The sequence below is a fragment of the Bradyrhizobium sp. LHD-71 genome (assembly GCF_031157255.1).
Taxonomy (GTDB): Bacteria; Pseudomonadota; Alphaproteobacteria; order Rhizobiales; family Xanthobacteraceae; genus P52-10.
Map to the genome: position 1 here is coordinate 22,046 of NZ_JAVIFX010000015.1, position 14,584 is coordinate 36,629.

The 14,584-nt window shown below is 63.2% G+C and carries 10 protein-coding genes; 3 read left to right on the forward strand and 7 right to left on the reverse strand.

All coding sequences use genetic code 11. From position 1 onward, the window contains the following. Positions 1-535 precede the first annotated feature (535 nt). Complete coding sequence (locus RCO31_RS17610; RefSeq protein WP_308969738.1) at positions 536-925, forward strand: septal ring lytic transglycosylase RlpA family protein; 390 nt, start codon at positions 536-538, stop codon at positions 923-925. Positions 926-1,092: 167 nt separating this feature from the next. Here RCO31_RS17610 and RCO31_RS17615 read toward each other — a convergent pair whose 3' ends face one another. Beyond that, positions 1,093-3,264, reverse strand: a complete 2,172-nt coding sequence (locus tag RCO31_RS17615) for a primosomal protein N' (protein WP_308969739.1) — start codon at positions 3,262-3,264, stop codon at positions 1,093-1,095. A gap of 132 nt (positions 3,265-3,396) precedes the next feature. Between RCO31_RS17615 and RCO31_RS17620 the strand changes: the two genes are divergently transcribed. Together RCO31_RS17620 and RCO31_RS17625 are read left to right on the forward strand one after the other, a co-directional pair. After that, positions 3,397-4,353: a tyrosine recombinase XerC gene (locus RCO31_RS17620; RefSeq protein WP_308969883.1), complete on the forward strand. Its 957-nt coding sequence runs from the start codon at positions 3,397-3,399 to the stop codon at positions 4,351-4,353. Positions 4,354-4,482: 129 nt separating this feature from the next. Then, entirely contained in the window at positions 4,483-4,776 is a 294-nt protein-coding gene (locus tag RCO31_RS17625) for a hypothetical protein (RefSeq protein ID WP_308969740.1), read from the forward strand. Positions 4,777-4,927: 151 nt separating this feature from the next. Here RCO31_RS17625 and RCO31_RS17630 read toward each other — a convergent pair whose 3' ends face one another. From RCO31_RS17630 to sucC, 6 genes are all read right to left on the reverse strand, one after another. Beyond that, on the reverse strand, positions 4,928-6,322 hold the full coding sequence (locus RCO31_RS17630; RefSeq protein ID WP_308969741.1) for an FAD-binding oxidoreductase: 1,395 nt from the start codon (positions 6,320-6,322) through the stop codon (positions 4,928-4,930). Positions 6,323-6,462: 140 nt separating this feature from the next. Continuing rightward, positions 6,463-7,866: a dihydrolipoyl dehydrogenase gene (gene lpdA / locus RCO31_RS17635; protein WP_308969884.1), complete on the reverse strand. Its 1,404-nt coding sequence runs from the start codon at positions 7,864-7,866 to the stop codon at positions 6,463-6,465. Between the two features lie 136 nt (positions 7,867-8,002). Further along, the gene (gene odhB, locus RCO31_RS17640) at positions 8,003-9,250 is read right to left on the reverse strand and encodes a 2-oxoglutarate dehydrogenase complex dihydrolipoyllysine-residue succinyltransferase (protein ID WP_308969742.1); all 1,248 of its coding nucleotides are present in this window, start codon (positions 9,248-9,250) and stop codon (positions 8,003-8,005) included. A gap of 158 nt (positions 9,251-9,408) precedes the next feature. Beyond that, positions 9,409-12,366 carry a 2-oxoglutarate dehydrogenase E1 component gene (locus RCO31_RS17645; RefSeq protein ID WP_308969743.1) on the reverse strand — a complete coding sequence of 986 codons (2,958 nt, stop codon included), beginning with the start codon at positions 12,364-12,366 and terminating at the stop codon, positions 9,409-9,411. A gap of 133 nt (positions 12,367-12,499) precedes the next feature. After that, positions 12,500-13,384 carry a succinate--CoA ligase subunit alpha gene (sucD, locus tag RCO31_RS17650; protein WP_308969744.1) on the reverse strand — a complete coding sequence of 295 codons (885 nt, stop codon included), beginning with the start codon at positions 13,382-13,384 and terminating at the stop codon, positions 12,500-12,502. Next, positions 13,384-14,583 (reverse strand): ADP-forming succinate--CoA ligase subunit beta, encoded by a 1,200-nt coding sequence (gene sucC, locus RCO31_RS17655; RefSeq protein WP_308969745.1) that lies wholly within the window; start codon positions 14,581-14,583, stop codon positions 13,384-13,386. The genes sucD and sucC overlap by 1 nt, the downstream gene beginning before the upstream one ends. Between the last annotated feature and the right edge of the window lies 1 nt (position 14,584).

Consider the following 14,584-nt stretch of genomic DNA (forward strand, 5'->3'; position numbering starts at 1 on the left):
CGCGCAGGCGCAACATGACCATATCGCACAGGCACTTGCGTCATGACCGCGCGCAACGCGCGCTGCACGATCGACTCCGCGCACACAATGCACAATCATCTGCGATGTGCATGGCGCGCGAGATGAGCAACTCCCGCACCTCACGGTCACGAACACGCCGAAAGGTTCACTCTGAGCTGCCCGTTCAGATCAGGCAGACCGGCGCGAGGCGCATAGCGAGCGCCGGGAACGAATTCTTATGCCTGGGTGACGATAACTTCGTTTTACAGTAATCGCAGGAATCTAGTGTTTAATTATTCCTTAAAATCAAGCAATCGAAAGTAATTAAAGTACTTCCACAATCTTCGTCACAATTCGACAGATTCGAGTTTTCGCTAAACCTGTCACTTTTCAGCCCAATTCTGACGCGAACCCGCAAAGGCTTCGGGCACGGGGCGCATCTATTCAGTCGGGCTGACTGAAATACATAATAAGGGACAGGTGGATGCACCAAACAACTAGCCGCGCTCGCGCGCGGAAGCTTGCAGTTCGCTCAATGCTCACCATCGCCGCTGCGACTGCCATCATCGCATCGGGAGCGACAGCAGGCGAAGCCAAGAGCCGCAAGAGCTGGCGCAGCGCACATGCCGCAGCCCCGGCTTACGGCGGCAACTTCGCAGGCAAGGCGTCCTATTACGGTTCGGAATCCGGCCGGCGCACTGCATCCGGCGCCCGCTTCAACCCCATGGGGCTCACTGCCGCCCATCGCAGCCTGCCGTTCGGCACCAGGCTGAAGGTCACCCACGGCGGCCGCAGCGTCGTCGTGACGGTCAACGACCGCGGCCCGTTCATTCGTGGCCGTGTGCTCGACCTCTCCAAGGGCGCGGCCCACGCGATCGGCCTGACCGGCCGCGGCGTTGGTCATGTGGTGGCCGAGGTTCAGTAAGCGTTGCGTTCTTGAGTTACGAGTCGCGTTTCTGAGTTAAAACAAGAAGCCGTATGCGTACGGGCGAAAGCCCGAGAACTGCCGTGTCGTTCGAAAGGACGGCACGGCGTTTTCTTGAGAGGTGAGTAGTGAGCACCGCGACACTCACTTCTCTCTCCCTATGCGCCTCACACAAAGCTCTGCGGATCGACGTCAACCTCAAGCTTGAGGTTGCCTTTGGTCTTGGGTCCTGCCGCAAGCCAGTCACGCAGATAACCTGACAGGTCATAGCCACGCGCCGATTTGACCAGCAGGCGATAGCGGTAGCGGCCGCGCACCACCGCGAGCGGCGCCTCGGCAGGTCCCAGCACCTTCACCTGATCGTCCAACGGCGCTGTCGACGCGAGCTTCCGCGCGAAGCCTTCCGCCGTCGCCCGGTCGCCGGCCGAGACGATCAGGCTCGCAAGCCGGCCGAATGGCGGATAGCCCGTTCGCTCACGGGACTCGATCTCGCTCTGGTAGAATGCTTCGCGGTCACAGGCGATCAGCGCACGCATCACCGGGTGCTGGGGCTGATGGGTCTGCAGATAACCCGTCCCGTGCCCGCTCTCACGCCCGGCCCGTCCGATCACCTGATTGAGCAGTTGAAAGGTGCGCTCGGCCGCGCGTGGATCGCCGTTGCCAAGGCCCAGGTCGGCATCGATCACCCCAACGAGGTTGAGGCGCGGAAAATGATGGCCCTTGGCGACGAGTTGCGTGCCGATGATGATATCGACCCGGCCTTCGGCGATCTCGTTCAGTTCGCTGCGCATGATCTCGATCGAGGTGATGAGATCGCTCGACAACACCATCGTGCGCGCCTGCGGAAACAGCGCGGCGACCTCTTCCTGCAGGCGCTCGACGCCGGGACCGATCGCCGCCAGCGACTCCTCAGCCTGGCATTGCGGGCACACATGCGGCCGCGGCATCGAGAAGCCGCAATGGTGACAGACGAGCCGCTGCCGAAAGCGGTGATCGACCAGCCAGGCGTCGCAGATGTTGCAGGCGAAGCGATGGCCACAGGCCCTGCACAGCGTCAGCGGCGCATAGCCGCGGCGATTGAGGAACAGCAGCGCCTGCTCGCGGCGCTCGATGGCGTGACGAACGGCCTCGGCGAGCCGCGGAGCGATGAAGCGCCCGCGAGGCGGGCCCTCGATGCGCAGATCGATCGGTTCGATGTGCGGCATGTGCTGGCCGCCGAAGCGCTGCGGCAGCGGGATGCGCTGGTAGCGGCCGCGCCGCGCATTCACCTCGGTTTCGACCGAGGGCGTCGCCGATGACAGCACTACCGGAATCTTGGCAATGTGGGCCCGCACCACCGCCATGTCGCGGGCATGATAATGGGCGCCCTCATCCTGCTTGTAGGCCTGGTCGTGCTCCTCATCGACGACGATGAGGCCGAGATCGGCATAAGGCAGCATCAACGCCGAACGCGCACCGATCACCACACGCGCCTCGCCTGAAGCGATCGCCGCCCAATTTCGCGCGCGCGTGCGTGGTGTCAGCTCCGAGTGCCATTCAAAGGGACGGACGCCGAAGCGAGCGGCGAAACGATCGAGGAATTGCCCGGTGAGCGCGATCTCCGGCATCAGAATGAGCGCCTGCCTGCCCTTGCGCAGGACTTCGGCGACGGCTTCGAAGTAGACCTCGGTCTTGCCGGAACCGGTCACGCCGTCGAGCAAGGCAGCGCCGAACGCGTCCTTCTTTGCGAATGCGCGCATTGCCTCCACGGCCGCCTGCTGGCCCTGCGAAAACTCAGGGACCGCAAAGTCGGGATCAGGCGGCGGGGCCGGCATCGCCTTCGGCAGGGGCAGGACTTCCAGCGTACCCTCGTCGACCAGCCCGTCCACCACGCCGGTGCTGACGCCCGCCTCGGCGGCCGCCTCCGATTTCGGCCGCAGCATGCCGTCCGACAACAGCGCGATCAGCCGCCGCCGAGCCGGTGTCATCCGCTCAGGCGGCGGGCCGGAAAGCCGCACGCCGAGCCGGAGGCGTTCGGGACCCAGATCGCCCATGCGCAGTGTCATGCGCAAGACCATGCCGCGCGACGAGAGGGTATAATCGGCGATCCAGTCGACGAAGCTGCGCAATTCCTTCTTAAGCGGCGGGAAGTCGAGCTTCTCGTCGACATCCTTCAGGCGATTGTGCAGCCGCGGTTCCGGTTCCGCGTCGTCGGCCCAGACCACCGCCATGACGTCGCGCGCGCCCAACGGCACTGACACAATGTCGCCCGCCTTGAGATCGAAAGTCTCAGGGATGCGATAGGAGTAGGTACGATCGAGGGCGACCGGCGCGAGGACATCGACAAAGCGCGTGGGCATGCTCGCTAGATGCCTGAAGGGCCTGAATTAAGCTAGGTGCAAGGAAGGGGTGCGATAAAGCTCACCATGTCAAGCACCTCTCGATCACGGCCGGCACCTTCGGAGAACAGTGACGCCTTGGATGGCGAGGCTCTGGATGGCGAGGCTCTGGACCTCGTCTGCGTGGCTGCCGATCTTGCCGCAGAGATCCGTCGCTGGCTGTTGCACTTGCGCAGTGAACGCCGTCTTTCAGCGAAAACGCTCGAGGCCTATGAACGCGACCTGCGGCAATGCTTAAGGTTCCTGAGCGAGCATTGGGGCGGACGCGTTACGCTCAAGCAATTCGCGAAGCTGGAGACGACGGATATCCGCGCCTTCATGGCGATGCGCCGAAGCGACGATATTGCGAGCCGCTCGCTGATGCGCACACTCGCAGGCCTGCGTTCTTTCGGCAAGTTCCTCGAAGCCGAAGGCAAGGGAAAGCTTGGCGCGCTGGCGGCAATTCGCGCGCCGAAGGTCGGCAAGACGCTGCCCAAGCCGCTGACCGTCGAGAACGCCAAGCGAATGGCTGACGCCGATATGCGCGCAGGCGAAGCCCGCGAACCGTGGGTGCTGGCGCGCGACGCCGCCGTGATGGCGCTGCTCTACGGCTCGGGCCTGCGCATTTCCGAAGCGCTCGGCCTGAAACGTCGCGACGTGCCGGCGCCGGGCGCAGGCGACGTGCTGGTCGTCACCGGCAAGGGCAACAAGACGCGCATGGTGCCGGTGCTGCAGAATGTGCTGGCGCTGATCGCCGAATACGTCGCGATGTGTCCCTATGACCTGACCGCCGACAGACCGATCTTCGTCGGTGCACGCGGCGGGCCGTTGAGCCCGCGCATCATCCAGTTGGCGATGGCACGGTTGCGCGGCGCACTCGGCCTGCCGGACAGCGCCACGCCACACGCGCTTCGGCATTCCTTCGCCACGCACCTGCTCGGACGTGGCGGCGACCTGCGCGCGATCCAGGAACTGCTCGGCCACGCCTCGCTCTCGACCACCCAGATCTACACCGCCGTCGACACCGAGCGCCTGCTCGACGTCTACAAGACTGCTCATCCGCGCGCCTGAGCCTCGCCCGCGTTGGTTCAGTCTCTACACACCATGGCTGCTGATCCGAAGCCTGCCGACGGGATTGCTTCGCTTCGTTCGCAATGACGGGTATGATTTCGACGCCGTGGAACAACAAGGGAGCGACCCATGATCATCGCCATCGACGCCAGCGGCAAGGTTAGCTTGAACGAAGCCAGCGACTTCAAGGGCTTCAAGGTGACGGCGCCGAACAATGATGCAGCTTTCCTCACCGAGGCGCTTGCGCCTGCCGGCCGCTACGACGGCTCGCATGCGTGGATTTCGCAGGAATGGCTGATCAGCCAGGGCGTGGCGCATGGCGACGCATGGCGCGAAGGCTTTGACAAGATGGCGGCTTTCGCTCAGTCGAAAGGCTGGGTGGAGAACGGCGCAATCCGCGCCCATGTGGAGACGGTGGGCTGATCGCCTCGACAAAGCACGAGTCGAAACAGCATCGTCATTGCTGTGCGAAACCCCAGGCTCGTCATTGCGAGCGCAGCGAAGCAATCCAGTCTGAGTCTGCAGCAACCGCCGCGCTGGATTGCTTCGTCGCTGCGCTCCTCGCAATGACGGGTCACACCTCGATGATCCGCCCCGGATTGAGAATGTTGTGTGGGTCGAGCGCGCGTTTGAGTGTGCGCATGGTCTCGATCTCTTCTGCTGTACGGCTCATCTTCAGATACGGCCGCTTTGAAATGCCGATGCCGTGCTCGGCGGAGATCGAGCCCCCGAATTCACCGGTGATGCCGTAGACCAGCTTCTCGAACTCCTCGCGTCGCTCCGGCGTATGCTCGTGGTGTACGCCGATGTGCAGGTTGCCGTCTCCGGCATGGCCGAACACGATGGCAAACGCTTCCGGGTCGATCTTCTTGATGCGCGAGGCGATCTGGTCTGCGTAGTCCTCCATCCGGTCGATCGCGAGGCTGACGTCGAAGCCGATCCGCGCCGCGTAAGGAAAGCTGCGCCCCAGCTCGACGCTGGAATCGCGGATGCGCCAGATCGCGGCCGCCGAGGCATTTGAGGTCGAGATCGTCGCATCGAGGATCTGCCCCTCGCCCATCGCCATCTCCAAAAGCGCCTCGAGATCGGCACGGATGCGCTCCGCGTCGCCACCCGAGGCCTCCAGCAACACGTAGAATGGATGATGCGTCGGCAACGGTCCGGTGACGCCCTTCACACGCTCCACCGTCAAACGGTAATACTCGTTCCACATCACCTCGAACGCGGTGAGTTCGCCGCCGAGTTTGGCTCGCGCGAGCTTCAGGAACGACGCCACCTCGGAGAACGACGGCAGTGCGCACAGCGCGACCTGCTGCTCCGCCGGCGCCGGAAAAATCCGTAGCGCCGCACGCGTGACGACGCCGAGAATACCTTCCGAACCGATGAACAGATGCTTCAGATCGATACCGGTGTTGTTCTTGATGTATTTGCGCAAACCCTTCAGCACCGTGCCGTCTGCCGTGACGACCTCGAGACCGAGGATCATGTCGCGGGTCATGCCATAGCGGATCACACGGTTGCCGCCGGCATTGGTGGAAATGTTACCGCCGATGGTGCAGCTGCCGCGCGAGCCGAGGTCGAGGGGAAACATGAAGCCATCCTGCTCCACCCGCTCCTGGATCTTCTGCAGCGGCGCGCCGGCTTGGGCGACGGCGACGCCGGTTGCGACGTCCACCTCCTCGATGGCGTTCATTCGCTCCATCGACAACACGATCTCACTGGCGTTCGGCAGTGCACCGCGTACCAGCCCGGTCATACCGCCCTGGGTCGTCACCGGCACCTTCGCGCGATGGCACAGCCGCAGCAGCGCGGAGACGTCCTCAGTCGTCTTCGGCCGCACGACAGCGCGCGGCTTCGGCACGGGACTGCCTGCGAGATCGTGGTGATAGCGCGCGTCGATGTCGGCGCCGGCCAGCACCGAGCCCTCTTCCAGCGTGCTGCGCAGTTCTTCGATGAAGCCGTCCGCCATGTCCCTCCCTCTCCGCGCCTTGGAGACCAGAGCATTTTCCGGAAAGGTGGATACCGGCTTTCCGCAAGAAAATGCGCCCCTAGAAGAAATCTGGAACGTATTCCGTTCGACCTGAACGGAATACGTTCCAGGGACCAGCTTTACATATGAATGGCGCGCTTGGCGACGTTCATCGCGGCTTCCTTGACCGCTTCCGAGCGCGTCGGATGCGCATGGCAGGTGCGCGCGAGATCCTCTGAACTGCCGCCGAACTCGATCAGGACCGTGCATTCGTGGATCATCTCGCCGGCCTCGACGCCGACGATGTGGGCGCCGAGCACACGGTCGGTCTTCGCATCCGCCAGGAATTTCACGAAACCGTCGGTCTGCTGGTTCGACTTTGCGCGGCCGTTCGCCGTGAACGGGAATTTGCCGACGTTGTAGGCGATGCCCGCGGCCTTCAGCTCTTCCTCGGTCTTGCCGACCGAGGCCACTTCCGGAGAGGTGTAAACCACGCCCGGAATCGCGTCATAGTTCACGTGGCCCGCGTGGCCTGCGATGATTTCTGCGACCGCGATGCCTTCATCCTCGGCCTTGTGCGCGAGCATCGCCCCCCTGACCACGTCGCCGATGGCGTAGATGCCTTTCACATTCGTTGCGAAATGCGCGTCGATGTCCACCCGCCCGCGTTCGTCGAGCGCGACACCCGCTTCCTTCAAGCCGAGGCCCTCGGTGTAGGGTACCCGGCCGATGGCGACGAGCACGACGTCGGCCTCGATCGCTTCCACAGGCCCGCCCGCTGCCGGCTCAACGCTCACTTTGAGCATCTTGCCCGACGTATCGACTCCGCTCACCTTGGTGCCGAGCTTGAAGGTCATGCCCTGCTTTTCAAGCAGACGCTGAAACTGCCGCGCCACCTCACCGTCCATACCTGGCAGGATGCGGTCGAGAAACTCGACGACGGTGACCTGCGCGCCGAGCCTTCGCCAGACCGAGCCAAGCTCGAGCCCGATGATGCCGGCGCCGACGATCAAAAGCTTGCCCGGCACCTTCGGCAGCGTCAGCGCGCCGGTGGAGGATACGATCCGCTTCTCATCGATCTCGACGCCCTTGAGTCGTGCGACGTCCGAACCCGTGGCGATGACGATGTTTTTCGTCTCAAGCACCTGCGTCTTGCCTTCGCCGCTCTTCACCTCGACCTTGCCGGCCGAAAGGACGCGGCCCGTGCCCTGATACGCGTCGATCTTGTTCTTCTTGAACAGGAAGGCCACGCCCTTGGTGTTGCCGTCAACCGCCTGGTCCTTGAACTTCAGCATCGTCGGAAGATCGACCTCGGCCTTGCCGATCTTGATGCCCATCTTCGGAAAGTGATGCGCAACTTCCTCGAACCGCTCCGAGGCAAAGAGCAGCGCCTTCGACGGAATGCAGCCGACGTTGAGGCAGGTGCCGCCGAAGGTCGGCAGTTTCTCGACCACAGCCACCTTCATGCCGAGCTGCGCCGCGCGGATCGCACAGACGTAGCCGCCGGGACCAGTGCCGATGACAACGAGATCGTAGGACATGATGATGAACTCCAACTTGTTCGTAGTCGTGGCCACGCTTGTCCCGGCCACCCCGATCAGGACGGCACTGCGCCCTGAGCGGGATGGCCGGGTCACAGGCGAGCGAAGCGGCGCCTATGCCCGGCCATGACAATGGAAATCAAAGATCGAGCACCAGGCGTGCCGGGTCCTCGAGGCTTTCCTTCACCCGCACGAGGAAGGTCACCGCCTCCTTGCCGTCGATCACGCGATGATCGTATGACAATGCCAGATACATCATCGGCCGGATCTCGATCTTGCCGCCGACGACCATCGGCCGTTCCTGGATCTTGTGCATGCCGAGGATGCCCGACTGCGGCGCGTTCAGGATCGGCGTCGACATCAAAGAGCCATAGACGCCACCGTTCGAGATGGTGAACGTGCCGCCCTGCATTTCGTCGATCTTGAGCTGACCATCGCGCGCTCGCCGCCCGTAGTCGGCGATGTCCTTCTCGATCTGGGCGATGGATTTCTGATCGCAGTCGCGCACCACCGGCACGACCAGGCCTCGGTCGGTACCGACTGCGACGCCGATGTGATAGTAGTTCTTGTAGATCAGGTCGGTGCCGTCGATCTCCGCATTGACTGCCGGAATGTCCTTCAGCGCCTGCACGCACGCGCGCACGAAGAAGCCCATGAAGCCGAGCTTCACCCCGGTCTTCCTCTCGAACAGATCCTTGTATTGCTTGCGAAGCTCCATCACCTGGCTCATGTCGACCTCGTTGAAGGTCGTCAGCATCGCCGCGGTGTTCTGCACCTCCTTGAGCCGGCGCGCGATGGTCTGGCGCAGCCGCGTCATCCGCACGCGCTCCTCGCGTGAGGCATCATCGTGCGGCGACGGGGCGCGCACCTGAACGGCGGCCGCCGGCTGATTGACAGGCGTCGGCTGCGATGCCGCTTTTTCGATCGCCGCCAGCATGTCGCCCTTGGTGACGCGACCATCCTTGCCGCTTCCCGGGACAGTCGATGCGTCGACGCCACTCTCGGCCGAGAGTTTGCGCACCGATGGAGCAAGCGGCGCATCGGCAGCGACCTTGGCCGTCGAAGGCTGCGGCGCCGCCGGAGCCTGCGGTGCCGCAGCCGGCGCCGCGGCTTTCGCGGGAGCCGCGGGGGCGGCCGGCTTCGCGCCGCCGGCACCATCGGTGATCTGCCCAAGCAGCGCGCCGACCGCGACTGTCTCGCCGTCCTTGGCGACGATGTCGCCGAGCACGCCCGCAGCAGGGGCCGGCACCTCGATCGTGACCTTGTCGGTCTCGAGCTCGACCAACGGCTCATCCACGGCGACGGCATCGCCGGGCTTCTTGAACCACTTGCCGATCGTGGCTTCGGTGACGGATTCGCCGAGGGTCGGCACGCGGATTTCGGTCATGACATTTTCCCTGATCGCGTCATAGCCGGGCTCATCCCCGGCTGTTCACGCGTTGTTGGCTTTCCAAGTTCGAGAAGGCGTGAACGCCCGCGCATGGGCGATCGAAGGGAAGCACCGTTCTTCGAGACGGCCGTGCGCGGGCATGAGCCTTCCAAAAATTAACCCAGCGCTTCCTCTAGGAACGCCTTGAGCTGGGCGAGATGCTTCGACATCAACCCGGTCGCTGTCGCCGCCGACGCAGGACGTCCGGCATAGCGCGGACGCTTGTGCGTGGCGTGGATCTGGTTGAGCACCCATTCCAGATACGGCTCGATGAAGTGCCACGCGCCCATGTTGCGCGGTTCTTCCTGGCACCACACCATCTCGGCCTGCTTGAAACGACCGAGGTCCTGCACCAGAGCCTTCATCGGCACGGGATAAAGCTGCTCGACCCGCAGCAGATAGATGTCGTCGATGCCGCGCTTCTCGCGCTCCTCGTAGAGGTCGTAATAGACCTTACCCGAACAGAGCACGACGCGGCGGATCTTGTCGTCTGCAACGAGCTTGATCTTCTCGTTCTTGAGCATCTCCGCGTCGTCATAAAGGATGCGATGGAACGACGTTCCCGCGCCGAACTCCGCGAGTTGCGACACTGCACGCTTGTGTCGCAGCAGCGACTTCGGCGTCATCAGGATCAGCGGCTTGCGAATCTCGCGATTGAGCTGGCGGCGCAGGATGTGGAACAGGTTCGCGGGCGTGGTGAGGTTGGCCACCTGCATGTTGTCTTCCGCGCACATCTGCAGGAAGCGTTCAAGCCGTGCCGAGGAGTGCTCGGGGCCCTGCCCTTCGTAGCCGTGCGGCAGCATGCAGACGAGGCCCGACATGCGCAGCCACTTGCGCTCGCCCGACGAGATGAACTGGTCGAACACCACCTGCGCGCCGTTGGCGAAGTCGCCGAACTGCGCCTCCCAGATCGTCAGCGCGTTCGGCTCGGCCAGCGAATAGCCGTATTCGAAGCCGAGCACCGCCTCTTCCGACAGGCTGGAATTGAGCACCTCATAGTGCGCCTGCTCGCCGCCGAGATGATTGAACGGCGTGTAGCGGTTCTCGTCTTCCTGGTCGAACAGCACCGAGTGGCGCTGGGTGAACGTGCCGCGCTCGGAATCCTGGCCCGAGAGACGGACGCGATTGCCCTCTTTCAGGATCGTGCAGAACGCCAGCGCTTCGGCGGTCGCCCAATCGATGTCGCTGCCGGTCTCGACCGCCTTGCGGCGATTATCGAGAAAGCGCTGGATCGTGCGGTGAACGCGGAAGCCTTCGGGCACGGCGGTGATCTTCGCGCCGATGTCCTTCAGCTTGGCGATATCGACGCCGGTGTTGCCGCGGCGCGGATCTTCGAGCAGGTCGGCAGCCTTCAGCCCGGACCAGCGGCCGTCGAGCCAGTCCGCCTTGTTCGGCTTGTAGCCGCCGCCGGCCTCGAATTCCGCCTCCAGGCGCGCCCGCCAATCCGCCTTCGCCTTGGCGATCTCGCCTTCGCTCATGGTCCCGTCGACGATCAGCTTCTTGGCATAGATGTCCAGCGTCGACTGATGCGAGCGAATCTTCTTGTACATCAACGGCTGGGTGAAGCCGGGTTCGTCGCCCTCGTTGTGACCGAAGCGACGATAGCAGAACATGTCGATGACGACCGGCTTGTGGAATTTCTGCCGGAATTCCGTCGCGACCTTGGCGGCGAACACCACTGCTTCCGGATCGTCGCCGTTCACATGGAAGATCGGCGCGTCGATCATCTTCGCCACATCGGAGGGATAGGGCGAGGAGCGCGAGTAGCGCGGATAGGTGGTGAAGCCGATCTGGTTGTTGACGATGAAGTGCACCGAGCCGCCAGTGCGATAGCCCTTCAGGTCGGAGAGACCGAAGCACTCCGCCACGACGCCCTGACCCGCGAAGGCCGCGTCGCCGTGCAGCAGCAGCGGCATCACCGAAATGCGCATGTCCGGCGGATCGCCATGCTGGTCCTGCTTGGCGCGCACCTTGCCGAGCACGACCGGATCGACGATCTCGAGATGCGAGGGATTCGCCGTCAGCGACAGGTGGACGTTGTTGCCATCGAAATCACGATCCGACGATGCCCCGAGGTGGTACTTCACGTCTCCGGAGCCCTCGATTTCATCCGGCGTCGATGAGCCGCCCTTGAATTCGTGGAACAGGGCACGGTGCGGCTTGGCCATCACCTGCGTCAGCACGCTGAGCCGACCGCGATGCGGCATGCCCATGACGATCTCTTTCACGCCGAGATTGCCGCCGCGCTTGATGATCTGCTCCAGCGCCGGAATGAGCGACTCGGCGCCGTCGAGACCGAAACGCTTGGTGCCGGTGAACTTCAGGTCGCAGAACTTCTCGAAGCCTTCCGCCTCGACCAGCTTCTGCAGAATCGCGCGCTTGCCTTCCGGCGTGAAGCTGATCTCCTTGTCCGGACCTTCGATCCGCTCCTGAATCCAGGCCTTCTGCTGCGGATTGGAGATATGCATGAACTCGACGCCGAGCGTCTGGCAGTAGGTACGCTCGCAGATAGCGACGATCTCGCGCAGCGTACCGAAGTCGAGCCCGAGCACGTGGTCGAGAAAGATCTTTCGGTCGAGGTCCGCGTCGGTGAAACCGTACGACCGCGGATCGAGTTCCTCATGATCACGCGCCGGCTCGAGGCCGAGCGGGTCGAGCTTGGCGTGGAAGTGTCCGCGCATGCGGTAGGAACGGATCAGCATCAATGCGCGAATCGAATCGCGCGTGGCCTGCTGGATATCGGTTGAGGAAAGCTCGACGCCCTTCGCCTGGGCCTTTGCGCCGAGCTTGGCGCCGACCGACTTCTCGATCTCCACCCAGTTGCCGTCCAGCGCCGAGACGAGGTCGTCGCGGGGCGTGACCGGCCAGTTCGGCTTCGCCCAGGAGGGGGCTTCGGCGCACCGCTTCACGTCGGCCGGCTGATCCTTCAGGCTCCTGAAGAATTCCTGCCATTCGGCGTCGACCGCGCCCGGGTTCTGTTCGAACCGGGCGTACATTTCTTCAATGTAGGGGGCGTTGGAACCGTAAAGAAAGGAGGAAAGAGCGAAAGCTGCATTCGCGTCCTGACGAGACATGAGCACGTCCTGATTTTGGCTTTTACGTCGCGGCTAACGGCGACTCTCCCGGATTTGGGGAGCTCCGGGTGCTTCGGGACCCTCTTTAACCTATTTTTTTCAGGACGGGTGAGGAAACGACACAACAAATGAATTAGGACTTCAAAACTTCGGCAAGAGTCTTTCCGAGGCGCGCCGGCGACGGGGACACCCGGATGCCGGCCTCTTCCATTGCCGCGATTTTGGATTCAGCCCCACCCTTGCCGCCGGAAATGATTGCGCCAGCGTGGCCCATGCGCCGTCCCGGCGGGGCAGTCCGGCCGGCGATGAAACCGACCATCGGCTTCTTGCGGCCGCGCTTGGCCTCGTCCTTCAGGAACTGCGCAGCGTTTTCCTCGCCGGAACCGCCGATCTCGCCGATCATCACAATCGATTGAGTCTTGGGGTCGGCCAAGAACATCTCGAGGATTTCGATGAACTCGGTTCCCTTGATCGGGTCGCCGCCGATGCCGACAGCCGTGCTCTGGCCGAAGCCTTCCTGGGTGGTCTGGTAGACCGCCTCGTAGGTCAGGGTTCCCGAACGCGAGACGATGCCGACATTGCCCGGCTTGAAGATGTTGCCCGGCATGATGCCGATCTTGCATTCGCCGGCAGTCATCACGCCGGGACAGTTCGGTCCGATCAGCCGCGACTTCGATCCGGACAACGAGCGCTTCACCCGCTCCATGTCGAGAACCGGAATACCTTCCGTGATGGTGATGATCAGCGGCACCTCGGCGTCGATCGCCTCGCAGATCGCGTCCGCAGCGCCTGCCGGCGGCACGTAGATCACGCTTGCATCCGCGCCGGTCGCTGCCCGCGCCTCGGCCACCGTGTCGAACACCGGCAAGCCCAGATGCGTCGAGCCGCCTTTGCCCGGCGACGTCCCGCCGACCATCTTGGTGCCGTAGGCAATCGCCGCCTCGGAATGGAAGGTGCCGTTCTTGCCGGTGAAGCCCTGGCAGATGACCTTCGTGTTCTTATCGATCAGGATAGACATTACGCGACGTCCTTCACGGCCTTGACGATTTTCTGAGCGGCGTCGTCGAGGTCATCGGCGGGCACGACGTTCAATCCGGATTCCTTGATGATCTTCTTGCCGAGCTCGACATTGGTGCCTTCCAGACGCACCACCAGCGGAATCTTCAGGCCCACCTCGTTCACTGCGGCCACCACGCCTTCAGCGATGATGTCGCACTTCATGATGCCGCCGAAGATGTTGATCAGGATGCCCTTCACCTTCGGATCGGCAGTGATGATCTTGAACGCGGCCGTGACTTTCTCCTTCGTCGCGCTGCCACCCACATCGAGGAAGTTCGCCGGCGCGAGCCCGTAGAGCTTGATGATGTCCATGGTCGCCATCGCCAGCCCTGCGCCATTGACCATGCAACCGATCGAGCCGTCGAGCGCGACGTAATTCAGATCGTACTTCGAGGCCTCGATTTCCTTCGGGTCCTCTTCGGTTTCATCGCGCAGCTTGGCAATGTCGGGGTGGCGATAGAGGGCGTTGTCGTCGAACGCGACCTTCGCATCGAGGCAGAGCAGCTTGCCCTGGCGTGTGACGATCAGCGGGTTCACCTCGAGCATCGCCATGTCCTTGGCAACGAACGCGGTATAAAGCTTTGTCACAAGATCCTGCGCCTGCTTCGCAAGGTCGCCGGTCAGGCCAAGCGCCTTGGCAACCGTGCGGCCATGATGGCCCATGATTCCGGTCGCCGGATCCACGGAGAACGTCACGATCTTTTCCGGCGCGCTGTGCGCGACCTCTTCGATGTCGACGCCACCCTCGGTCGAGACCACGAACGAGACGCGGGAGGTTTCGCGATCCACCAGTGCCGAGAGATAGAACTCCTTGTCGATGTCGGAGCCTTCCTCGACGTAGAGACGGTTGACCTGCTTGCCGGCAGGCCCCGTCTGCACCGTCACGAGCGTCGCTCCGAGCATCTGCTGGACGAACGTCTTCACCTCGTCGACCGACTTGGCAAGGCGCACGCCGCCCTTGTCGCCGGCGGACGCTTCCTTGAATTTTCCCTTGCCGCGGCCGCCGGCGTGAATCTGGCTCTTCACGACCCAGAGCGGACCACCGAGATCCTTCGCGGCAGCTTCGGCGTCCGCCGCCATGAGCACCGGCACGCCGCGCGACACCGGCACGCCGAATTCCTTCAGGACAGCTTTCGCCTGGTACTCATGGATATTCATT

Excerpts from the sequence above, each read along its gene's own strand:
- sucD (WP_308969744.1), bottom strand. The coding sequence starts at position 13,384 with ATGTCTATCCTGATCGATAAGAACACGAAGGTCATCTGCCAGGGCTTC.
- RCO31_RS17615 (WP_308969739.1), bottom strand. The coding sequence starts at position 3,264 with ATGCCCACGCGCTTTGTCGATGTCCTCGCGCCGGTCGCCCTCGATCGT.
- RCO31_RS17610 (WP_308969738.1), top strand. The coding sequence starts at position 536 with ATGCTCACCATCGCCGCTGCGACTGCCATCATCGCATCGGGAGCGACA.
- RCO31_RS17630 (WP_308969741.1), bottom strand. The coding sequence starts at position 6,322 with ATGGCGGACGGCTTCATCGAAGAACTGCGCAGCACGCTGGAAGAGGGC.
- odhB (WP_308969742.1), bottom strand. The coding sequence starts at position 9,250 with ATGACCGAAATCCGCGTGCCGACCCTCGGCGAATCCGTCACCGAAGCC.
- sucC (WP_308969745.1), bottom strand. The coding sequence starts at position 14,583 with ATGAATATCCATGAGTACCAGGCGAAAGCTGTCCTGAAGGAATTCGGC.
- RCO31_RS17625 (WP_308969740.1), top strand. The coding sequence starts at position 4,483 with ATGATCATCGCCATCGACGCCAGCGGCAAGGTTAGCTTGAACGAAGCC.
- RCO31_RS17645 (WP_308969743.1), bottom strand. The coding sequence starts at position 12,366 with ATGTCTCGTCAGGACGCGAATGCAGCTTTCGCTCTTTCCTCCTTTCTT.